At 66.8% G+C, this 20,914-nt stretch carries 17 protein-coding genes and 5 pseudogenes; 8 read left to right on the top strand and 14 right to left on the bottom strand.

What is annotated here, in order from left to right; all coding sequences use genetic code 11:
* Positions 1 to 702 (top strand): hypothetical protein (locus tag ACFU8W_RS49090; RefSeq protein WP_384052368.1); only part of this gene is annotated, 702 nt, incomplete at its 5' end.
* 595 nt (positions 703 to 1,297) lie between these two features.
* Here ACFU8W_RS49090 and ACFU8W_RS49095 read toward each other — a convergent pair.
* Positions 1,298 to 1,390: pseudogene (locus ACFU8W_RS49095) on the bottom strand (IS5/IS1182 family transposase); the annotation flags it as partial.
* A gap of 121 nt (positions 1,391 to 1,511) precedes the next feature.
* A complete protein-coding gene (locus ACFU8W_RS49100) occupies positions 1,512 to 1,805 on the bottom strand; it encodes a hypothetical protein (RefSeq protein ID WP_384052384.1) in 294 nt (97 codons plus the stop codon).
* Here ACFU8W_RS49100 and ACFU8W_RS49105 point away from each other — a divergent pair.
* A pseudogene (locus ACFU8W_RS49105) lies at positions 1,722 to 2,613 on the top strand (integrase core domain-containing protein). The gene ACFU8W_RS49100 and the pseudogene ACFU8W_RS49105 sit on opposite strands and share 84 nt — an antisense overlap.
* A 627-nt stretch (positions 2,614 to 3,240) precedes the next feature.
* Here the strand turns inward: ACFU8W_RS49105 and ACFU8W_RS49110 are convergent.
* The 4 genes and pseudogenes from ACFU8W_RS49110 to ACFU8W_RS49125 all read right to left on the bottom strand — a co-directional run.
* Positions 3,241 to 4,479: a hypothetical protein gene (locus tag ACFU8W_RS49110; protein WP_384052369.1), complete on the bottom strand. Its 1,239-nt coding sequence runs from the start codon at positions 4,477 to 4,479 to the stop codon at positions 3,241 to 3,243.
* Positions 4,476 to 5,216, bottom strand: a complete 741-nt coding sequence (locus ACFU8W_RS49115; protein WP_384052370.1) for an ATP-binding cassette domain-containing protein — start codon at positions 5,214 to 5,216, stop codon at positions 4,476 to 4,478. Before ACFU8W_RS49115 ends, ACFU8W_RS49110 begins: the two co-directional genes overlap by 4 nt.
* Before the next feature lie 170 nt (positions 5,217 to 5,386).
* Positions 5,387 to 5,704 (bottom strand): hypothetical protein, encoded by a 318-nt coding sequence (locus ACFU8W_RS49120; protein WP_384052371.1) that lies wholly within the window; start codon positions 5,702 to 5,704, stop codon positions 5,387 to 5,389.
* 588 nt (positions 5,705 to 6,292) lie between these two features.
* Positions 6,293 to 7,318 (bottom strand): annotated as a pseudogene (locus ACFU8W_RS49125) (ISAs1 family transposase); the annotation flags it as partial.
* Between the two features lie 36 nt (positions 7,319 to 7,354).
* Between ACFU8W_RS49125 and ACFU8W_RS49130 the strand changes: the two are divergent.
* Positions 7,355 to 7,546 (top strand): hypothetical protein, encoded by a 192-nt coding sequence (locus tag ACFU8W_RS49130; RefSeq protein ID WP_384052372.1) that lies wholly within the window; start codon positions 7,355 to 7,357, stop codon positions 7,544 to 7,546.
* 290 nt (positions 7,547 to 7,836) lie between these two features.
* Here the strand turns inward: ACFU8W_RS49130 and ACFU8W_RS49135 are convergent, their stop codons facing one another.
* Entirely contained in the window at positions 7,837 to 8,286 is a 450-nt protein-coding gene (locus ACFU8W_RS49135) for a hypothetical protein (protein WP_384052373.1), read from the bottom strand.
* Between the two features lie 408 nt (positions 8,287 to 8,694).
* On the opposite strand from ACFU8W_RS49135, the gene ACFU8W_RS49140 reads away from it, so the two are divergent.
* Entirely contained in the window at positions 8,695 to 9,519 is an 825-nt protein-coding gene (locus ACFU8W_RS49140) for a DUF4253 domain-containing protein (protein WP_384052374.1), read from the top strand.
* 62 nt (positions 9,520 to 9,581) lie between these two features.
* On the opposite strand, the pseudogene ACFU8W_RS49145 reads toward ACFU8W_RS49140, so the two are convergent.
* Positions 9,582 to 9,692, bottom strand: a pseudogene (locus ACFU8W_RS49145) (IS5/IS1182 family transposase); the annotation flags it as partial.
* 13 nt (positions 9,693 to 9,705) lie between these two features.
* On the opposite strand from ACFU8W_RS49145, the pseudogene ACFU8W_RS49150 reads away from it, so the two are divergent.
* Positions 9,706 to 9,854, top strand: a pseudogene (locus ACFU8W_RS49150) (transposase); the annotation flags it as partial.
* Between the two features lie 110 nt (positions 9,855 to 9,964).
* On the opposite strand, the gene ACFU8W_RS49155 reads toward ACFU8W_RS49150, so the two are convergent.
* The 6 genes from ACFU8W_RS49155 to ACFU8W_RS49180 form a co-directional block, all read right to left on the bottom strand.
* Positions 9,965 to 10,360, bottom strand: a complete 396-nt coding sequence (locus ACFU8W_RS49155) for a hypothetical protein (RefSeq protein ID WP_384052375.1) — start codon at positions 10,358 to 10,360, stop codon at positions 9,965 to 9,967.
* A 125-nt stretch (positions 10,361 to 10,485) separates the two neighbouring features.
* Positions 10,486 to 10,797 (bottom strand): helicase associated domain-containing protein, encoded by a 312-nt coding sequence (locus ACFU8W_RS49160; RefSeq protein WP_384052376.1) that lies wholly within the window; start codon positions 10,795 to 10,797, stop codon positions 10,486 to 10,488.
* An 82-nt stretch (positions 10,798 to 10,879) separates the two neighbouring features.
* Positions 10,880 to 11,947 carry an integrase core domain-containing protein gene (locus ACFU8W_RS49165; RefSeq protein ID WP_384052377.1) on the bottom strand — a complete coding sequence of 356 codons (1,068 nt, stop codon included), beginning with the start codon at positions 11,945 to 11,947 and terminating at the stop codon, positions 10,880 to 10,882.
* A gap of 77 nt (positions 11,948 to 12,024) precedes the next feature.
* Positions 12,025 to 12,621, bottom strand: coding sequence for a transposase (locus ACFU8W_RS49170; protein ID WP_384052378.1), 597 nt, complete (start codon positions 12,619 to 12,621; stop codon positions 12,025 to 12,027).
* Between the two features lie 67 nt (positions 12,622 to 12,688).
* Positions 12,689 to 13,141, bottom strand: coding sequence for a hypothetical protein (locus ACFU8W_RS49175; RefSeq protein WP_384052379.1), 453 nt, complete (start codon positions 13,139 to 13,141; stop codon positions 12,689 to 12,691).
* Between the two features lie 4 nt (positions 13,142 to 13,145).
* Complete coding sequence (locus ACFU8W_RS49180) at positions 13,146 to 13,412, bottom strand: hypothetical protein (RefSeq protein WP_384052380.1); 267 nt, start codon at positions 13,410 to 13,412, stop codon at positions 13,146 to 13,148.
* A 96-nt stretch (positions 13,413 to 13,508) separates the two neighbouring features.
* On the opposite strand from ACFU8W_RS49180, the gene ACFU8W_RS49185 reads away from it, so the two are divergent.
* The 3 genes from ACFU8W_RS49185 (at position 13,509) to ACFU8W_RS49195 (ending at position 20,492) form a co-directional block, all read left to right on the top strand.
* Positions 13,509 to 15,233: an IS1182 family transposase gene (locus ACFU8W_RS49185; RefSeq protein ID WP_384052381.1), complete on the top strand. Its 1,725-nt coding sequence runs from the start codon at positions 13,509 to 13,511 to the stop codon at positions 15,231 to 15,233.
* A gap of 709 nt (positions 15,234 to 15,942) precedes the next feature.
* Positions 15,943 to 19,632: a S8 family serine peptidase gene (locus tag ACFU8W_RS49190; protein ID WP_384052382.1), complete on the top strand. Its 3,690-nt coding sequence runs from the start codon at positions 15,943 to 15,945 to the stop codon at positions 19,630 to 19,632.
* A gap of 146 nt (positions 19,633 to 19,778) precedes the next feature.
* On the top strand, positions 19,779 to 20,492 hold the full coding sequence (locus ACFU8W_RS49195) for an IS6 family transposase (RefSeq protein WP_384052383.1): 714 nt from the start codon (positions 19,779 to 19,781) through the stop codon (positions 20,490 to 20,492).
* Positions 20,493 to 20,914 lie beyond the last annotated feature (422 nt).

Consider the following 20,914-nt stretch of genomic DNA (forward strand, 5'->3'; position numbering starts at 1 on the left):
ACAGACTTCTCCTGCAACGGGACTCCCGATGATCTTCTTGCTCGACACAAGCTGATCTATCAGGACGTCCCGTTGCGTCATTCACCAGGGCTTGACCTGCGACTCAAGACTCAAACGCAACGGTGTTGCGGGTATGGTGCAGCCGCGATCAAGCATTGGGTTCGGGGAGGGGCTTTGGGAGCGAAGATGGGTCTGCCCGTGTACTCCGACGACGACGTGCCGGACCAATTGCGACGGGTGGGGTCGGCGGACCTGGTGCGGACGACAGGTGAGAGCAGCACTCGTCGTCGCTGCGTGGCGGCTGTTTCGGTCCGCGCGCGGCTCGTCGCGATGGCGGCCATGTCCTTGGTGGCTGGAGGTTGCAGCGTGCTGGACGATCCGGTCAAGGACCGCTGGGAGTCCAGAACTGAGTTTTCAAGCTGTGGCGAGGTGAGCTTGGCTCAGGGTGAGGAGATGCAGAAGCAGGCGGTTCGGGAAATCGCCTGCCTCCGGCGAGCCCTCAAAAGCGGTGAGGGCGCAGAACTGAAGGTGGCTTTTCCCACTGTGGAGGGTGACCCGATTCGCGAGTACTACCGCCTGACGCCGCAAGCCACGCTTGAGGTGTACACCGACAGCACGGATGACCGCAACTCGGACCAGAAGTGGTCGTTTGCTGAGTGCTACACCCCGAAATGGTTGGCTGAGATTTCCTGCGATCAATGACCAGGCCAACGCGATGAGGTCGTCTATGGCCTCCTGCCAACCGACTTGAACGCGCATCAGACGCTTTCAGGCTCAGTCGCAGCGTTGGCATGGTCTTGCTTCCACCGACTGACACTGCCGGTCAATGGAAACGCTCGACTCCGCAACCGATCGAGCAATGAAGAAGGGCGGACACAGGTCACCCTACAAAAAGGGCTCGAGTGCTATTTACGACAGGGTGCGCAAATGTCTTTCGCTCAATTGAATCGAGTAAGGCGGCGGTGCAGCAATGGACAAGAACTCGGCCTACCTTCTCTGGCATGTGCATCATCGCGCGGAGGAGGACGGCGAGATTCGCCACTTCAAGAACGAGGATGACTTCTGGGCAGACGAAGAAGGAGGCGACGACGTGAAACTCCTAGGGGTCTACTCAAGCCGCGAAAAAGCAGAATCGCGGATCATCGAGGCTCGAAAGTCGCCAGGATTTCTCCAACGAGCCGCTGTGCTTCCACATCGACCATTACACGATCGACGACGACGAGTGGACCGAGGGCTTCGTGACGGTATGACATTGAGCCCTTCTCGGTAACTTCTCGTGACGTTTCGTGATCTTCGTTCAGACGGCGTGGTCGTTTTCAAGTTGGAGCAGGAGGAGGGCGGCTCGGGCGATCCGGGTGATGGCGGCGGGGTTGAGGCTGACCCTGCGTAGGACGACTGTGCGGGTGCCGACAAATCATCCGGCCAGGTCAGGAGCTTGAGCGTCACTGGCAGGCCTTCTGCTCGCGCGCCACTCGCGGCCGTGCTGTTCACTCGGATGGCCGTCGGCGGCATCATGATCTGTCGTGCTGCTGCGCCTGGCCTACCTCGCCGTCACCCATACGTTCACGCTCCTGCGGCTGCTGCCGATGAGTGAGCGGGACAAAGACATCGAGATCCTCACGCTGCGGCACCAGCTGCTGGTCCTGCAGCGCCAGGTCGACAAGACCGCGTTCACCGACACCGACCGTGCGCTGCTCGCCGGCCTGCTCCATCGTCTTTCGATGAACAGGCTGTGCCGGCTCCCGCTGCTGGTGCGTCCCGACACGATCTTGCGATGGCACCGCGCCCTGCTCAAACAGCGCCATGCCGTCACGTGCGCACCGAGGCGGCGAGGGCGCCCACCCACAGTCCGCTCGATCCGCAGCTGGTCTTGCGCCTGGCACGTGAGAACAGCTCCTGGGGGTACCGCCGCATCCACGGTGAGCTCGCGGCGCTCGGTATCAAGATCGCCGCCTCCACCGTCTGGGAGATCCTCAAGGAGCACGGCATCCCGCCCGCCCCCGAACGCGAAGGCACGACCTGGGCCGACTTCCTGCGCAGCCAGGCCGACGCGCTCCTCGCCTGCGACTTCTTCGAGACCCGCACCCTGGCCGGGGCACGCCTGTACGTTTTCGCCGTCATCGAGCACACCACCCGCAGGATCCGGATCCTGGGCGCCACCGCACACCCCACCGCGGACTGGGTGGTACAGGTCGGACGCAATCTCGCCATGGATCTCCAGGACGCGGGCAGCCAGGCCAGGTTCTTGATCCGGACCGGGACTCGAAGTTCACCAAGGCCTTCGACGCCGTGCTCGCCGACGCCGGGCTGGAGGTCGTCACCAGCGGTATCCGGATGCCCCGAATGAACTCCATCACGGAGCGCTGGATACAGACCTGCCGCAGGGAGCTGCTGGACCGCACCTTGATCTGGAACCAAAGCCACCTCCTGCACGTGCTCCAAGAGTTCGCATCGTTCTACAACGGGCATCGGCCGCACCGGGCCCTCGGCCAAGCCGCCCCGCTCCGCCCGCTACCTGAACCGATCACCGAACCAGGACCGATCGCACATCTGGAGGTCCACCGACGAGACCGGCTCGGCGGAACCCTGCATGAGTACCAACATGCCGCCTGAGCAGGTCGGATGATTAATCGGCACCCGCACAGCCAGCGGCGGTGCGGTGTCCTGAACGCGATGACACCGCACGCCAGCAACACCACGCTGTCGGTGACCGTCGCCCTGCCACCGGCGGTGAAGCCTTCGGTGAAGTCCCACCACATGGCATGCCCCGACGCGTCCTTCGCCCCTGCGGAACCTACGATCGCCAGGTACGCCGTCGGCAGTGCCCACGACTGCCGCCAGCCGAAGATGCGTCCCGAGAGCATTGCCAAGCCCAGCCAACCCGGCAGGGCCAGAGCCACTGCCGCGACGATCCGGTCCGCCGAGAAGAGGGCTAGGACAGACAGGTGGCATAGGCAGGATGCGACGGCCGTGAGAGTGAACCGGACCAGCCGTCGCTGCTCGTACGCTCTGCCCCCCATGGCTTCCAGTTCGCCCATCGGGGTGTGCAGGCACAGGCAGGGCAGGACGGCGGCGAACGCCGACAGTAGGGTCCACGCCGGGATCGGGGCGGCGGCTCCTTCCGCGAACTCCGGCATGGCCAGGGCCTGGTCCTTCAGCGGGAACCCAGCCAGGCCGAGGACAGCCGAGGCGAGGATCATGCGCCAGATCCGGTACACGCCCGCCGGTGCGCGGACCAGGTCAATCACAGTGCCTCGACTTGTATGCGGTAATCAACGAGCGCGCCCATTCCGACTGCTCTCGCTCTGGCAGATCTGCTGCAGTACGGCCATCCTTGATGGCGGCGAGGATCTCCTTGCGGGCGCCCTCGATGGTGTACGGGGTCTTGCCGCCACCGGCGAGACGCTTCTCCAGCCAGGACTCGAGCTTGGACGGTGTGAGGTCGTCCGGGTCGGAATCGCAGCCTGCGAAGGTCGCCTCCAGAGTCGCCGCCGCGAGGCCGTCGGCGATCTCCCATTGGGATCCGTTGTCCAGGTCGAAATCGCCGTAATACCAGTGGTTGCGCTCGTCGTACAGATGACCGTAGGAGTACACACGCTTGGCGTCTGTCAAGCCGACATCCGTGGCCGCCAGCCGGTCCAGTACCTCGATGGCCATGGGGTAATACTTCTCCTCCTCCGGCCAAAGGCATACCAAGGTCTCGACGTCCTTGACTCCGATGCACCGTGCCTGCCCCTCAGGGTCGCGATCCGCTACCGCCGGCACCGATGTGACGGCGGCCGACAGCGCGAGGCCGCCTGCGAGCAGGCCGGCGCGCAGGGCGAAGCGGCGCCGTGGGGCCTCCTCGAACCAGGTCAGCCGCAGGCACAGCGCCAGCAGAGCGCACGCAGCCAGCGCATACAGCGCCGGCGCCCAGGGGACGACCTCCCATCGGGCCGGCCCCTGAATGACCACGAGATTGCTGCCCAGCGCCAGATAGCTCGCGAGCCAGCCGAGTATGGCCAGAGCCGGCCCCCATGCTTGGTTGAACAGCATGCCCAGGGCCCAGCCCCATGCGCAGGCGATGATGAGCGCGGCCATGCCAAGAGCCACGTAGCCGAGATACAGCCCGATTCCCGCAGGCCAACTTGTGGCTGTCACGGCGAAGGCCACGGCCTGCCCGGCGAGGTAGGCGCCGAGCACCCCGACGACGAGAGCCGCCATCCGGGGCAGTTCGGCCTGCCACGCCGCCTTGGGAGAGCAAGTCAACTGCTCGTTGATCTCGGCGTCCTTGCGGCGCAGGCTCACGGTCCAGGCGGCAGCGGCAGCGGCGATCCCGCCTGTGTAGAGGACGCTCGCCATGCCGTTGGCGCCGGTCTCACCCCAGAGCCCCTTCCATAGATCGAAACGCCAGAACAGGACGGTAAGTTGGATAGCGAGCAGTACGAGGGGGAGCCACTTCAGCGGACGCATCCGCCAGTGCAGGAGCAGAGCGTTCACAGGGCGCGCTCTCCTTCCGGGAGTACACCCATGTAGGCGCGTTCCAGAGGCGTGTCACCAGGAAGCGAGTCGTTGCCGCGCTCCAACATCTCGTCGATGGTGCCGGTGAAGCGGATCTCGCCTTCGTGGAGGACGACCACGCGATCGGCGATGGCCGACACGTCGTCGATGAGGTGCGTGCTCAGTAGGACTGTTGTGTCAGTCAGCCGCTCGAGTACCTGTCGGAAGAACAGTCGCTGCTTCGGGTCGAGACCGACGGTCGGTTCGTCGAGGATGATGAACGACGGGTCGCCGACAGTGGCCCACGCGATCCCAGCCCGTTGGCGCATGCCTCCGGACAGGGCCGACATCTTGGTCCGGGCATGGTCGGCCAGCTTGACCCGCTCCAGCGCCTCCCCCGCCAGTTCGGCACGCTCGTCACGGGGAACCTCGCGCAGCCATGCCCCGTACTCGACGAAATCCCCGACCCGCATTCCGGGGTCGAATCCGAACTTCTGCGGCAGGTAACCGATCCGGGGACGCACCTGACGGGCGGCCGCTGCGTCCTTGACGACCTTGCCGTCGAAGGCCAACTCACCCTTCTGTAGCGGCTGGACTGTGGCCATGGAGCGCATCAGAGTGCTCTTACCAGCGCCGTTGGGACCGAGCAGCGCTGTTATCCCTGGCTGCAGTTCAAGATCGAGGCCTTGGAAGACGAGCCGCCTCCCGTACCCCTGGCTCGCATCCTGCAGCGTCACGTGCATGCTTCCTCTTCCCGACTGTTTCCAGCTGCCTTCACCTTGTCGTCGGGCGAGGCGCCTGTACCGTGAAAAGAAGGGGTCGTGGCTCTAGTCCAGCCACGACCCCTCCGGCCCCCGGGCCACCTGTCGTGTGTCACCAGGGAACGTTATTCATTTGAGTGCTGGGCTTACCAGAAGACGGTGTAGACGGCGGAGACGCTGAAGGTGCAGTCCGCGCCGTCGATCTCGTCCGTGGATCCCTTGGAGCGGTACGCCGTCACGTAGTGGTCGGCCTGGTAGTCGCACGCGCCTTCGGTCTGGTACGTCCCGGCCTGAGACGCACCAGGGTAGTCGCAGTCCTGGTTCCAGTCGGTGTTCCAGCGCTCGCCGTAGCAGTTGTTCACGCGGTTTCCGTACGAAACGGCCGAAGCGTTGACCGCCGGTATGAGAGCGAGGCCCACCACCGCAGCGCCCGTCGCCAGGATCGGCAGGATCTTCTTGATCATTACTTCCTCCTCGTATTGCTCTTCCCCCCCCGACTGCCTTTGGGCGCCGGGCGGGGGAAGTCTATGGAGGTCCTTGACCTAGAGCAAGCGAAGGAGGCGATCTCTGTCAGGTCGTTGGAAGGCCCCAGTGGAGCTGGGTGATTAACCATCAACTTGCTTGGTTTGTACGCCCCTTTGCTCCTGCCGGAAGCTTCGTGAAGCGCGTTCCTGTCATCGATCGGAGGGCAGGGGCGTAGTGTGGCGATGACAAGTTCACTCCAAGGGGGCAGCTGCATCGGACGGCCCTGGGTGAGCGCAACGTCCTGGGTGAGCTGGACTGGGCTTCTGCCGTCGATGCCGTCAGCAAGCGGGGGAACGTGTCAACCGGGTCTGCGCGCCCGCTTCTCCCTGTCAGGGCTTCGGCGTAGTCGGCGGGCGTCCGTTTCGTGATCACTTGAGCCCGAGCAGGGCGAGCGGGCGGTCCGCGTTGCGGGCGTTGTGTCGCAGAGCGGCGGCGATGTTGGTCGCGCCGGCCAGCCGCAGGGCGCCTATGGCGAGGTTGCGCCAGGTGGCCATCGCGCGGGGCGCGTTGCCGGTTCGCAGCTGCGAGGCGTCTTCGGCGAACGTGGTGTCTCTGACGTGGTGCAGGGCCTCGATCTGCCAGTGGTCACGGATCAGGGTCGCAAGCTGGGCGGGGTTGGCGTGCTCGGCGGTGAGGCTGGTGACGGCGTAGACGGTCCTGATGGTGGTCTTGCCGGTCTTGCGGTCGGTGCGGCGGCGCTTGACCTGGACGGCTTGCCGGGCTCCGGGGAAGAGCAGGCCGTTGACCGTGGCCACCTTGATCCGTCGGATCTCCGAGCGTCCGTGGCCGGTGCCCCTCACCCGGCCCTGCAGCGGGATCTCTGTCCACGGAAGGGATTTGAGCTGCTTGCGGAGCTTCTTCTGGTTGCCCTTGACGATCACGATGTAGTGGGCTTCGCGACCGAGAATGTAGTCGGCGTGCTCGCGCTGGGTGTGCATGGCGTCGCTGGTGACGACCACCCCGGCCAGGTCGGCCACGGTCTCCAACAGCGGCTGGAAGCAGGTGATTTCGTTCGTCTTCTCCTGCACGTCCAGCTGGACCAGGACCAGGCCGGTGGTGTGGTCCAGGGCTGCGAGCAGGTGGATCCTGCGGCCGTTGGCCCTGGCCGCTCCGCGCAGGCTCTTGCCGTCGACCGCCAGGCCGCACAGCCGGCCCTCGGCTCGGTTGCGGCGGTCGGCGAGCCAGCGGCCGACCGCCAGGTCCAGCGTGTCGCCGTCGATCCGGGCCAGCAGTCGTCGAACCGTTGTTTCCGCAGGCAGAGACCGTTTGGGGAACAAGGGGTCGAGTCGCATGCCGACTTGTTCCAGCACGTGGGGCGGAGCGTCGGCGATCCATTCGCCGACCGCCAGCAGCGACGTTGCCCCGGCCAGCACCGCGCAGGCGGCCAGGGCAAGAACGCCGACCAGCGCGTGGCGCACTCCGCGGGGATCACGCGGATCGGGCACCTGGGCGAGGCGGTCCAGCAGTCCGGGCACTTCTTCCGGCGCGGCCTCGGGATGCTCGCGGAGTTGGTCAAGGGCAGGCGGGATCAGCGATGATGCTTCGGCAGGCACGGTCTTCCAGACAGGTCACGGGGCGTCGAGAACTCCATGATCTTGGAGGCCGTGCCTGTTCCGCTCTCCCCGGCCGACCAGACCGTCATGAACCGGATGCCCGTCGACTACGCCGAAGCCCTGTTCTCCCTGTCCGTTGCCATCGGAGTGACCACGGTTCTTGCGGGCGCATGTTTCGGTGAGCTGGTCGATACCCGATCGCCGAGTCCAGAGCCGACCGCCTCTTGATCGGCGCGATGAGTTCAACCAGCTTCGCGATCACCATGAACCGCTTGTCCACCTGATGATCTGCAACTTTTTGTCAGTGTTGGTTCGGCATGGTTTTGTCAGTGTGGTTGTCATCGGGTTTGTGCTGTTCAGCGGGATGTGAGTCGGGTTTCGAGTGGTGACACGGATGCCGATTCAATGCTGACGTTTTTGACGATGGTGCAGGTCATTCGGTTGCAGATCGGTATGGCCTGGAAGGCGTTTCTGCTGGTGGGGCGTGTGTGGGGTGAGGGACCGGAGCCGGTCGGTCTTTACGGGGTGGGGGCCAGGGTGTAGCGGATTCCTGCCGCGGAGCGGTGGAGTTGGTGCCCCTGTCGGACGGCGATGAGGGGGAGGAGTGGGTTTTCGGGGGCGCGGTCGTTGAGTTGTCCGTGGATGCGGGCGGCGTGTATCAGGGGGCGGGTCCAGACGGGGAGGGGATAGGTCCGGCATCGGCGGTGGGCCGCACTGCCGTGGACTTTGACGACGGTCGCGGCCTCGTTGATGTCGATGCCGCGGATGAGCGAGAGTTGGTTGAGGTCAGCTGCGGTGACGGCGTGGATGGTCAGGGCCGCGGCGTGCAGGGGGTGCGCGACCGTGCCGAGGCGGGCGGAGAGGACTTCCGCGCTGCGAGAGGTGCGGTCATGGCGGTGCGTTGACGGTGGGCTTGTGGGGGCGGCCTCGGATGCGCCCTGGCACGGGGCCCGTGCGGGGCGGTGCACGACGACGCCGGCGGAAGGCGGCCGAAGGGCGATCCATTGACTGTCATCCTGCTGGCGCGACGGTCACGCCCTCGCGCGGACGGTGCGCCGCTCGTTGTGGAGGCGAGCTCGGGTGCGCCTTGGGACCGGGCGCGTGCGGGACGGTCTGTGACCATGCCGGCGGGCGGCGTCTGAGGGCTGATCCACTGCCCGTCGTCCTGGCGAGGGGTTGGCTCGATGTGCCGCTGCTGTCCGACGTTTCGCGTGCCGGTCAGTGAGGGGTCTGTCCGGTCAAGAGCGATACGGGCCTGGGGGAGGGTCTTGATGATGTGGTGCGGGGTTTCTTCGAGGAGCGTGTCCAGGGCCGGGCCGGCCGGTCGGTGCCAGAGCAGGCGACCCTTGTCAGCGCACCCGGTTAGGGTGCCCGCCATGAACGTGGGACACCTGACCGAATTGCTCGCCGATGCCGCTGAGAGTCGCCTTCCGCCCGGTCGGATGGTCACGTCCGATGAAGGCGACGGAGACGTACAGCCCCTGTGGCTCAGTGACGGACCGGCCGCGATCGAACTGTGGACGCGGATACACGCCGAACACACACGTTCCGGCCTGTGGCCGCTGCTGCTCGACTCGCTGGATCCGAACGACGGCGAATTCCGCCCGTGGGGATCCGGAGAGGTCTTTCCCGAGCAGATGTCCTCCCCAGCGAGCCACGACTCTGCCGGCCTCCTCGCCCGGTGGTGGGATACCTATACAGCGGTCGACGAAGACGACATGCTCGACGCCGACAGGCGCCTCGCCGTCACGGCTCCCTTCGGGCAGACCTGGCCCGGTCTCGCGCCCAGTCGGAGGACGACAACGAATCCCGATCAACTGGCCGCCGAGTTCGCGCAGGGGTTCCTCGTCGACCGCCCCCAGACACGTCTGGGACTGGTCGCCGCAGCAACCGGTGCCGAGGCGCTGACGGCCGCGGGCTGGGCCGGACCCTGCAACTACGACAACGACATCGCGAAGTTCTCCGCGGTCGTCCGCGACTGGGAACACCGCTTCGGCGCCCGTGTCGTCGCGGTCGGCTTCTCCACGCTGCACCTCAGCGTCGCCGCGCCACCGGCGAACGAGCACGAGGCTCTCCTGGTCGCGGCCGAGCACTTCGCCTTCTGCCCAGACAACATCTGGCAGGGCAACAGGCCGTACACACTGGCCGCATACGCCGAGCGGATCACCGGCGCCCATCACTGGGACTTCTGGTGGGACTGATCCACTTCGCAGAAGACGCTCAACCGGGAACTGGCCTTCAGGGATGCAGTGCTGGTTTCAGGCGACGGTGTGGTCTCGTCCGTTATGCGCTTGGCGAGGTTGTCGATCGAGGCGACGTGGATCATGGCTTCGGAGCCGGCGGTGAGGGTCTCGTAGTCGCGGGCGAGACGTCGGCGAGGAACCTACCGCAAGCCCCCCGGCCAACGCGGTTTCCAGGTCCAGCCCAAGCGGTGGGCTGTGGAGCGAACGTTCTCGTGGATCACCACCACCGGCGTCTTGCCCGGGACTATGAGACCAGCCCGGCCCACTCGGAGTCGATGATCCGCTGGGCATAGCATCATGGTTCGCCGCCTCACACGCAGAGGAACGGCTTCACGGCCAGGGCCCCAGCCGCTCACTCGGATCCCCGCTGCGTGACCAAAGGGTCTGCCGTCAGCGAATTGATTCAGTCGGTGACCTCACCGAGAAGCACCGCCTCCAGCGCGAGCAGCTCCGCGTCAGGGAGCTCCGGAACAGTCCAGTCGTTTCGCTGCGCATGAACGAGGAACCGCGGGTCGAGCACCACGTGATAACGCTCGACGTAGTAGGCCAGGTCCGAGTGCCAGAGCCAGCGCCCGTCCGTCAGCAGCTGCCATCCACCAATCACGGCATTGGAAGGGCTGAGGACGTCGTGCACGAGTGTGGTCGCGGCGAGCAGGATCGTGCCATTGCGAAGGTACTCGACCAGCTCGCTGGCGTGTGCCGGCGCCTCGTCGCGGACGGCGGCCCGGAGCGACGGCCCGTCGGGCCAGCCACGCCCAAGCTCTCTGAAGTTCCCGACCACAGGAAATCTCTCGTCCACCCGCAGAGGGTAGGGCATCTGCTCGTGCGGTCGACGGAGATCTCAAACGCGGTCTCAGATGATCTGGTCCGATTCGCTCGTCGTCTCAGATGATCTGGTCCTTTGGTGCTGGGTACGGGACTGAATCATGCCCAGCGCATCCCGACCCTCGACAGCTGCTCCATCCTCTCCGGTGAGAGCGTCGCGGCCCGACTGCGTTGGTTCCCGATCCATGCACCGAGCTTCAGTGGCACATCCCGCTGCTCCTGGTCCTCGCCGCCGTCCTCGCCGACGGTGATCGTCTCCACGTGCTTGCGGGGTACGCGCAGGTGCCCTTCGCGCTCGTGGAACTGGGCGGCCGCTGCCAGGTTCAGCACCCATTTGTCGGCCTGCGTGCGGCGCGGCTTCGGCTTCTCGTCTTCGCCAGCGGGTTGGATTCCGAGGACTTGTTCGCACATCCATTGCTGCACCGTGGTGAGTTTGTCCCCGTAGTGCTTCGAAATGGCTTCACCGGCTGTGAGCTGGGCCTTCGTCCGGTGGTCAGCTGGCTCGGTGGTACTCGTTGATGAGGCCGGCGACGGCTTTTCGGCGTTCGGTCCGGGCTGCGGGTAGGGGGACGACGTTCGGGTCGTCATAGGGTGCGAGCTGGTCTCGGCCCTGGTGGGGCCGGTGGCTGTTGAAGTGGCGCGCGTAGTCGTGGAGGACCTTCTCGGCGTGGCCACGGCCGAAGATCAGCACTTGGTCGGTGCACTCCTCGCGTGCTGAGCGGATGAACCGTTCCGCGTGCGGGTTGCAGTTGGGGCTGCGCGGAGGGATCTTGACCACGGTGATGCCCTCGCCGGCGAACACAGCGTCGAAGGCTGCGGTGAACTTCGCGTCGCGGTCGCGGATGAGATGGGCGAAATCGGCAGCCCGGTCGCCGAGTTGCCACAGGAACTGCCGGGCCTGCTGAGTGGTCCAGGCAGCGGTGGGGTGGGCAGTGACGCCCAGGATGTGCACAGTGCGGGTGCGTACCTCCATGACGAACAGGGCGTACAGCCGCTGCAGGCCGATGGTGTCGATGTGGAAGAAGTCGGTGGCGAGCAGGCCGCCGGCCTGGGCCTTGAGGAAGGCGGCCCACTCGCCGAAGGCCGGCTGACGGCGCATCGCGGGGCCGAGACCGGCAGCACGCAGCATCCGTCGGACGGTGGCGGGGCTGACCCTGTGGCCGAGGCGGCGCAGCTCGCCGTGCACCCGGCGGAAACCCCATCGGGGGTTCTCGGTGCCGAGCCGGATGATCAGGTCGCGGACCTCCTCCGGCAGGGGCGGGCGTCCCGGGGACGGTGGCTGGGTCCATTTCTTCTTCACCAGGCGCTGGTGCCAGGCCAGCAGGGTGCGCGGGGAGACGATCCGGTGGCCCCGGAGCGCCCGGGGCAGGAGCCGGGCCAGGGCGGCGAGCAGTGCCCGGTCCGGCCAGTCGGGCTTGGGCGCGGTGACCTGCCGACGGAGCACCGCGAGCTCGTGCCGCAGGATCAGTATCTCGGCGTTCTTGGCCGCGGAGGATCGGGACAGCAGGACCAGCCACGCGAAGATCCGCATGGCGATCAGGTAGACAAGTCGTACCAGCACGAGGACCGATCATGCCGGACAGACGGTGGGCCGCGCGTGTTCCCCCAGGTCAGGACCAGTGAACCCATTCTGAAGCGCTACGGGGGCTTGGTGGCGAAGCCGACCTCGTCGGGGATGTGGGCGGCCCGGCAGCGCGCCCGGTCCGAAGTCCATTCCTTGGGCAGGTACAACTCCCGGTCGAACAGGGCCTGTCCGCGTGAGGTCGCCCAGGCCGCCATCACCCCGATCTGGCAGGGGAAGACCCCGCCCAGCGTGCCGGTGAACTGCCGCGCGACTCCGGCCGAGGCCCGGCCCTTCTTCGCGAAGCCGGTCTCATCCACCACCAGCACCCCGGCCCCGCCCGGCCCGGGCCCGCTCCCGCCGTCGTTCAAGCCGGCCACCACGTAACGGCGCACGAAGTCCCGCAGCTCATCCGCCTCCCAGCGGGCCCGGTCCAGCAGATGCTGCTGCCCCCACGGCTCAGCGTCACCCCCGTACTCGGCCAACTGCCAGCCGTTCTTGCGCGACAGCGGCGCCAGCAGCCCTCGCACGCACGCCGCCGCCCGCCGCCGCAGATCCGCCCGCGGGAAGCACCCGCCGACCTCCAGCAACAAAAGCTCCAGCTGGTCACCGACCTCCTCGGCCCGCTCCAGATCCGTGACGTCCAGCGGCACATCCAGCAACTTCGCCTGCATACCGGCCAGTTACCCGCACCGACAGATCACCGAACTACAGCGGACCAGTCGATCTCCAACTGAAGGGTCAGTACGCACGAGTCGAATGCACGACGCCACCGACCGGCTGGTACGTGTCCGCCTCCTCCCAGTTGAGGCTGTCGAGTGGGCTGGGAAGCGTGAACGGGGACGGAAGCAGGAATTCGGCCCACACAACACGCCCCGCGATGACATAACTCTCGATCGAATCCGGTTCGATCAGGAAGACCCATTTCCTCCCGATCGACCCGATGCGGGATTCCAAGGTGGCGCGCTCCGCAGTGTCCGCAGCCCGGAGATGAACAGGACCGATGTCCTTCCAGCAGGAGATCCGTTGGACGCCGGCGAAATACAGGTCAAGGACCACGCCCTCGCCGCTCTCCACTACAAAATCGTCGAACGGCGGGAAACCACGCAGGACCGCGTGCGCGTGGCCGTGTCGGTAATCGATCAGGCTGAAGCTTCGGTCGTCGAAAAAGCCCACTTTCGAGGGAACTGCCATCACTTCACCCCCCGTACGCGCCCAACCGCCTATTCCAGCGGTAGAAGTCGACCTTGCCCATCAGCCCCGCATCGTCGATCTGTACGAGCTCCCACTGGGTGGCCATCGCTCCGCCCTTGGACTTGATGGCCTCCCTCGCGAGCTTCAGAGCCTTGGCCGGACCCTGGGTTCCCCCGGGAAGGCCGTCGAGCAAGAACGAGATGTTGCCCTCGCCCCGGCCGAGCCGGTCGATAGCGCCGAGCACGTCACCCTGCCAGTCAGTGGAATTCATGAAATGACGGGCCTGAACTTGACTCTGTCGGGGATCTTGGAGTTTCGCTGTGCGGCGGCATGGTTAACAAGCATGCTCGTGTCGTTCCGATGACCGATGCAGCTGCCGAGGTGCCCGTTGTCCCTTCGCCCCCGTTCCGGTGAGCAAGTCCCGCCTTTGACCGTGCGGGTCGCGCGGGCGAGCAACCCGAAGGGCACGACAGCGATGTGGGTGAGAGACCGGCTGGATGGGCTGTGGTGCGACGAGGACTTCGCCGACTGGTACCCGCGCGACGGGCGTCCGGGCCTCTCGCCCGCTCAACTGGCCACCGTCTGTGTGCTGCAGTTCCTGCTCGGTCTGTCGGACCGGCAGGCCGCCGAGGCGGTGCGCTGCCGCATCGACTTCAAGTACGCCATGGCCCTGGAGCTGGACGACCCCGGCTTCCACCACAGCGTGCTGGCCGACTTCCGTGACCGTCTCGCCGAGGGCGAGCGTGCTGACCGCCTCCTCGACCTCGCGCTGGCCCGTCTGAAGGAGGCCGGTCTGGTGCGCGAGCGCACCACGCAGCGTACCGACTCCACCCATGTCCTGGCCGCGGTGCGTGACCTGACACGGCTGGAACTGATCACCGAGGCGGTGCGGGCCGCGCTGGAGGAAGTCGCCGGCACCTCCGGGCACCTGCTGGACGGCCTGGTCGATGAGGAGTGGGGGCGCCGCTACGGCCGACCGGTCCGCCTGGGCAAGAACCCCACCCGACCCAAGACCAGGATTCTCGCCACCGGCAACGACGCCGCCCGGCTCCTGGAGCACCTCTACCGGCACGGAGCAGGCCGGGCATTCGGCCGCCAGGTCCAGGCCCTGCGAGAAATCATGGTCCAGAACTACTACCGCGATGCCGCGGGCCGCCTGCTCTGGCGCACGGAGGAGGACGGCGGACCCGGGCTTGCGCCATCGTCCCGGGCGATCGTCTCTCCCTACGACACCTCGGCCCGCTACGCACGTCACGGACACATCGTCAGCTGGAGAGGGTTCTCCGCCCATCTGACCGAGACCTGTGCTCCTGACGGCCCCAACGTGATCACGGATGTGGCCACCACCGCGGCCACCACGCACGACAGCCAGGCCCTGCCCGGCATCCACACTCGCCTGGGGCGTCGCGGCCTGCTGCCCGTCGAGCACCTGGTCGACAGCGGCTACACCTCCCTGGTCCATCTGGAACAGGCCGCCCGCGAACACCAGGTCGCCGTCACCGGACCGCTGCCGGGCAACCCCACCCGCCAGCACCGTCGAGGCGAGGGCTTCGGCCGGGACGACTTCCACATCGACTTCGACCGCCGGCAGGTGACCTGCCCCCAGGGCCAGGTCAGCCGAGGCTGGCACGGTCCCTACCCGACGTCCTCGCCCACCGCGGCCCCGCTGATCGTGGCGCGGTTCACCAAGGGTCAGTGCCGGCCCTGCCCGGTCCGCGCCCAGTGCACCACCTCCCGCGACAGCGCCCGCAACGTGGGCTTCCCACCGCGAGAACTCCGCGACCTGCAACTGCGCGTCCGGACCGAGCAGCAGACACCCGAGTGGAAGGCGCGGTACGCGGTCCGTTCCGGGGTGGAGGGCACCGTCAACGAGTTCGCTCACGGCCACGGCATGCGCCGCTGCCGCTACCGAGGCCAGGACAAGGCCCACCTCCAGCACGTCCTGACCGCCATCGCCGTCAACATCGAGCGACTCAGCGGACTTCCGCCGACCGGGGAAGCGCCCCCACCCCGACCGCCCACCGCCTTCCAGAAATTCCTGGACCAGCACAACATCCACCGGCCGAAGTCCTGGAGAAGCAGCGGTAGTTGATACCGCTCATTCCAAGATCCCCGACAGAGTCAAGCTCAGGCAGGGGGTCACGCATGGTCAGCCACCCGACAGGCTCTCAGAGTCAGAACCCGGGGCCTGTCAAACCTTTGACGTCCCCTCGCTCGTTGTCCGGCCAATTGCTGCGGCGGGTTTGGTGTTCATACAGCCGGCGTCGACGCGAAATCTGTTGTATTTCGGAACAGTTGGGGATCAAGCACCCACTCATATCCATCGAACGATGGAAGCGGCCCCAGCCGGTGCAGGGCTTAGTCTCTGCGCTAACACCCTGAGTTGAACCGGAAGCGAGGCGCGGATGAGGATTGGGCAGCCCAGAGGGGCGGCGCACGCACCCGAGTTTCCGGATCCGACAGCGCAGCGAGGTTCCCGTTCCTGACATACCGGCAGCGCATGGCCGCCGCTTCAACACGGCGCACGGTCCGCCGTCCTAGTGCTGCTGCACCGCTCGCACCTCAAAGAGCAGCACAACCACCCACCACATCCAACGCAGTGATCCGACGCGGCGCCGAATTCCCGTGACCGCGTGGCTTTCGTGCGCCCTTGTTCCCTCTCAGAGAAGGTCATCACCTTGATGAGACAGTCACGACCTGCAGGGCCGAACAGATCCTCAGCCAGCCCGACCACCCTCATAGCCTACCGGCTGACACGCCGTCCAGTGCGGACGGCCCTGGGGATTCTCACCGCGGCCTGTGTGGCCGGAACACTCACCGCCCTCCCGGTCGCCACCGCCGCCGAGAAGCCGACAGCCCAGCCGCAGCAGAACAGCCCCGTTGTCGCCACGCACAAGCTCACCCTCGTCACGGGCGAGGTGGTGACGCTGGAGCGTCACGCCAACGGCTTGCAGGCGGCGACGGTCGCGCCCGCGGCCGACGGCACCCCGGCGGCGTTCACCACCATGAAGGTGGGCGACGAGGTATACGTCATCCCGGACAAGGCACAGCCCTACCTCGCCGCGAACGAGCTCGACCGCGAGCTGTTCAACGTCACCAAGCTCGTCGAGTACGGCTACGACGACGCACACCGCCCCGCTGTGCCGCTGATCGCGACCTACGGGGGCGCGCCGGGCAAGGCCGGCAAGGCACTCGACCAGGCCGCGCCGGCCGGCTCGGTGAAGAAGGACGAGCTGCCCAGCGCGAACGCGGTGGCGCTGCACGCCGGTAAGAAGAAGGCGGCGACGTTCTGGGAGGCGGTCGACGACGACAGCGCCGCCGCGACGAAGGCACCGAAGCTCGTTGACGGCATCAAGAAGCTCTGGCTCGACAAGCCGGTGCACGTGGCGCTGGACCAGAGTGTGCCGCAGATCGGCGCCCCGGACGCGTGGGCGGCCGGCTACGACGGCACCGGCACCAAGGTCGCCATCCTCGACACCGGTATCGACCCCAACCACCCCGATGTGGCGGGGCAGGTGAAGAAGGCGCAGAACTTCACCGACGACCCCGACGCGGTCGATCACCACGGTCACGGCACGCATGTCGCATCGACGATCGCCGGCTCGGGTGCCGCGTCGGGCGGCAGGCTCAAGGGTGTGGCGCCGGGCGCCGACCTGTACATCGGCAAGGTCCTCAACACGGCCGGTTCGGGCTCCGAGTCGGGGGTCATCGCCGGCATGGAATGGGCAGCGGCCCAGGACGCGGACGTCGTCAGCATGAGCCTGGGCGGTTCGGTCCCCAGCGACGGCACCGACCCGATCAGCCAGGCCGTCAACCAGCTCACCGAATCCTCCGGGTCGCTGTTCGTCATCGCGGCCGGCAACACCGGCCCGGGCAAGGGCACCGTGAGCTCGCCCGGTGCCGCCCAGGACGCGCTGACCGTCGGAGCGGTGAACAAGCAGGACCAGCTCGCGGGCTTCTCCAGCCGCGGCCCGGTCAAGGAAACCTTCGCGGTCAAGCCGGAGATCACCGCACCGGGCGTGGGCATCGTCGCCGCGCGCGCCGCCGGCACCACGATGGGCACCCCCGTCGACGCCAACTACACCTCGGCCAACGGCACCTCGATGGCCACCCCGCATGTGTCCGGAGCCGCGGCGATCCTCGTCCAGCGCCACCCCGACTGGTCCGCCGACCGGCTCAAGCAGGTGCTGGTCAGCACCGCCAAGCAGGGCTCGTACACCGCCTACCAGGGCGGTAACGGCCGCGTCGACGTGCCCAAGGCAATCAACGCCACAACGTACTCCAGCCCCGCCGTCATCAGCATGGGCAAGAAGTCGGCCGAGAGCGCGCCGGTCACCAAGACGGTCACCTACACCAACACCTCCTCCACGGACAAGACGCTCTCGCTCCGCCTGTTCAGCCTCGGGGAGACGGCGCCCCCGCCGGACGGCATGTTCACGCTGAGCGCCAACAGCGTGACGGTCCCGGCGAACTCCACCGCCGGCGTGACGGTGACGTACCACCCCGAGCTCGGCGCTGTGGGCGACTACACCGGTGTCATCACCGCCACCGCGGCCGACGGCACCGCGATCCGCACCACCGTCGGCGCCACGAAGGACGTGCCCACCGTCGACCTCACGATCAACACGATCGGCCGGAACGGAGACCCGGCGTCCGGCGAACTCGTGGTGTTCGACCTGGACAACGGCGTCGCCCAACAGGTCTTCCCCCAGGGCGGAACCAAGACCGTCGCGGTGCCGCAGGGACGCTACTCCGTCATGGGTGTCGTCAACACGAAGCACAAGGTCACGGGCCAGACCCTGGACTACACGCTCGCCGGTGAGCCCGTCGTGGATCTGAAGGCGGACCGGACGATCACGATGGACGCCCGGCTGGGCAAGGAGGTCAAGGTCGCGACCCCCAAGGAGGCGGAGCCGAACGGTTTCAAGCTCGGGTACCGCCAGCAGCTCCCCGGCAAGCGGGGAATCGACTACATGAAGGGTGCATCCAGCCCGCTGTGGGACCACGCCTATGTGGTGCCCACCGCGCCGGTGACGGACGGCACCTTCGAGTTCAACTTCCAGCAACGCAGGTACTCGCCGGTGATCCGGGCGTCCTATGCCGGGCAGGGAGGCGCGCTCGCGCTTGAGCCGGTGATGTATGCGGCCCGGTTGTACGGCCCCAGCACGCTCCAGGCGGTCAACGCCGGAACGGGACGGCCGGAGGACCTGGCCGGCAAGGACCTCGGTGGCAAGCTCGCGGTCATCACCCGCAATGCCACCTTGAAGGTCGTCGACCAGATTGCCGCAGTGGCCGGTGCCGGCGCGAAGGCAGCGATCATCGTCAACGACCGGCCCGGCCCCTACGCCACCATCGTGCCACGCGCCACCGGCACTGCCATCCCGGCCTGGACCCTCACCCAGGACGAGGGCGCGGTGCTCCTCGGCCGGATGGCCGACGGTCCCACGCAGATCAACCTGCAGGGCATCGGGAACCACCCCTATGTGTACAACATCGCGCTGATGGTTCCCGGTGGAATTCCGGCCGACCCCACCGACGCGGTCACCGCGGAGAACTCGGCCGTGGTGAAGTCCCACTACCGCAGCACCAAGGGCACTCTGATCGGCGACACCACCTCGGCGATCCGCCCGGGAGAGGCCACGATCTTCCAGGTCGTGGACTTCTACGACGCGCCGGCGGACCGGGAGGAGTGGTACTCCACCGGCAGCAAGTGGTCGACGATGAAGGACATGCGGTGGTTCCACACGGTCTACCCGGACCGCACCGACATCACCGCCAGCATGAGGGACCTCATCCGCAACTACAGCCCGGGCGAGCAGCGCGAGGAGACCTGGCTGGGCGCGGCGAACGGCCCGTCCGGACCGGAGAGCACCCTTGCGTTCCGCGACGGTGACCAGGTCACCCTCAACATGATGGAGTTGGGCGACAGCGAGCCGGGACACTACGGCTACTTCCAGGACCCTTCCGGCACGTCGACGTGGCGGCTGTACCAGGACGACAAACTCCTCAAGGAGCAGCCCTGGTTCTCGCTCACGACGCTGCCGGTCAGCCCTGACCCGGCGACCTACCGGATCACCAATGACGCCGAGCACTCGGAGTGGTTCCCGTTGTCCACGAAGACCAGCACCGCGTGGACGTTCAAGTCCGCCCGGCCGGCGAACGGCAAGGAGGACCTGGCGCTGCTGTGGCCGAGGTACGGCCTGGGCCTGGATGCGGAGAACACCACCCCGGGCGGCAACACCTACCAGTTCGACCTGTCATTCGTCCTCCAGAACGGCGCCACCCCGGACATCGACGGAGTCGAGGTGGAGGCGTCCTCCGACGACGGCGCCACCTGGCAGCCCGCGACGGTCAAGAGCAAGAGCAACGGCAGCTACAAGGTGTCCGTGAGCAACCCGGATTCGGGCTACGTGTCCCTGCGCATCAAGGCACAGGACACCAACGGCAGCAAGATCGAGCAGACCCTGATCAAGGCCTACGCCGTTCGCTGACCCTCACGGCGGCCCTTTCCTGAACGCGCCCCTGGCGCAAGGCATGCCCTTGTGCCAGGGGCGCACTGTGGGTGCCGACGGCTCTGTCAGGTTGCCGAAGGGGCGTGGGAGGCTCTTGATGGTGATCGTTGCGGGAGGGGCCGGTCGTGGAGTCCGAGGTGTCGCCGTCGTGCAAGGGGTATCGGTTCCCGGCCGAGGTGATCGGTCACGCGGTGTGGCTGTATCACCGTTTCCCGCTCTCGTATCGGGAGGTCGAGGAGCTCCTGTTCGAGCGGGGCATCACGGTCTCGTACGAGACGGTCCGTGCCTGGTGCGCGACGTTCGGTCCCGCCTACGCCCGGAACCTGCGTCGCCGCCGGCTCCGCCCGGGCGACAAGTGGCACATGGACGAGGTGTTCATCAAAGTCAACGGGAAGTGGCGGTATCTCTGGCGGGCCGTCGACCAGGACGGCAACGTCCTGGACATTCTGGTGCAGAGCAAGCGTGATGGCCGGGCTGCGAAACGCTTCTTCCGCAAGCTGCTGAAGGATCTTGAGTACGTACCCCGTGTACTCGTCACGGACAAGCTCCGCAGCTACGGCGTCGCCCACCGCGAGGTCATGCCCTCGGTGGAGCACCGCAGCTCGAAGTGCTTGAACAACCGTGCAGAGAACAGCCATCAGCCCACGAGGCAGCGCGAGAGGGCTATGAAGAACTTCCGCTCAACGGGTGCGGCGCAGAGATTCCTCGCCGCGTTCTCAAGGATCTCGACACTCTTCCGGCCCCGCCGGCATCTGATCACAGCGAGTGACTACCGTGCCGAGATGACCGAACGATTCCGCCTCTGGAAGACCGTCACCGGCGCGGCCGCGCACGCCTGAGCACCGTGCACGGCACGGCACCCGAACGCCATCATTACGCCACAACTCACCTGCCACACACGCAACTTGACAAGGCCCTACCGAGGACTCGATCATGCGCTCACTGGGCCGCGAGTTCAGTCTGCCCGGGCGTGAGGCGATGGTCGCGGGGTTCCACAGGCACGTACCGGTTCTCACCGGTGTCACACCCACCGACCGGCAGGTGCGCGGCCCGAGCGGATATGAGTCGAGGCGTCCAAGCATGCGCGGCTGCGCTGGTTCATCGACGGCCGCAAGGCAGGGGGCAGGTGGTGGTCGGTGACGAGGAGTCATCGATGCGCATCGCGGCCGGCCGGCCGGCCGCGGTGCGTCGGCTCAGCGGGCGTAGACCTCGACTTCGGCCAGCGACAACGGTGTGTTGTCCGCCTCCAGTTGGATCCGTA

It is taken from the genome of Streptomyces sp. NPDC057565 (assembly GCF_042801455.1).
GTDB lineage: Bacteria > Actinomycetota > Actinomycetes > Streptomycetales > Streptomycetaceae > Streptomyces > Streptomyces yanii.

What these genes read in the sequence shown, in the direction of transcription:
- ACFU8W_RS49160 (WP_384052376.1), bottom strand. Translation starts at nt 10,797, where the DNA reads ATGTGCGAACAAGTCCTCGGAATCCAACCCGCTGGCGAAGACGAGAAG.
- ACFU8W_RS49180 (WP_384052380.1), bottom strand. Translation starts at nt 13,412, where the DNA reads ATGAATTCCACTGACTGGCAGGGTGACGTGCTCGGCGCTATCGACCGG.
- ACFU8W_RS49140 (WP_384052374.1), top strand. Translation starts at nt 8,695, where the DNA reads ATGAACGTGGGACACCTGACCGAATTGCTCGCCGATGCCGCTGAGAGT.
- ACFU8W_RS49120 (WP_384052371.1), bottom strand. Translation starts at nt 5,704, where the DNA reads ATGATCAAGAAGATCCTGCCGATCCTGGCGACGGGCGCTGCGGTGGTG.
- ACFU8W_RS49185 (WP_384052381.1), top strand. Translation starts at nt 13,509, where the DNA reads ATGCAGCTGCCGAGGTGCCCGTTGTCCCTTCGCCCCCGTTCCGGTGAG.
- ACFU8W_RS49175 (WP_384052379.1), bottom strand. Translation starts at nt 13,141, where the DNA reads ATGGCAGTTCCCTCGAAAGTGGGCTTTTTCGACGACCGAAGCTTCAGC.
- ACFU8W_RS49130 (WP_384052372.1), top strand. Translation starts at nt 7,355, where the DNA reads ATGATCTTGGAGGCCGTGCCTGTTCCGCTCTCCCCGGCCGACCAGACC.
- ACFU8W_RS49170 (WP_384052378.1), bottom strand. Translation starts at nt 12,621, where the DNA reads ATGCAGGCGAAGTTGCTGGATGTGCCGCTGGACGTCACGGATCTGGAG.
- ACFU8W_RS49100 (WP_384052384.1), bottom strand. Translation starts at nt 1,805, where the DNA reads ATGGCGCTGTTTGAGCAGGGCGCGGTGCCATCGCAAGATCGTGTCGGG.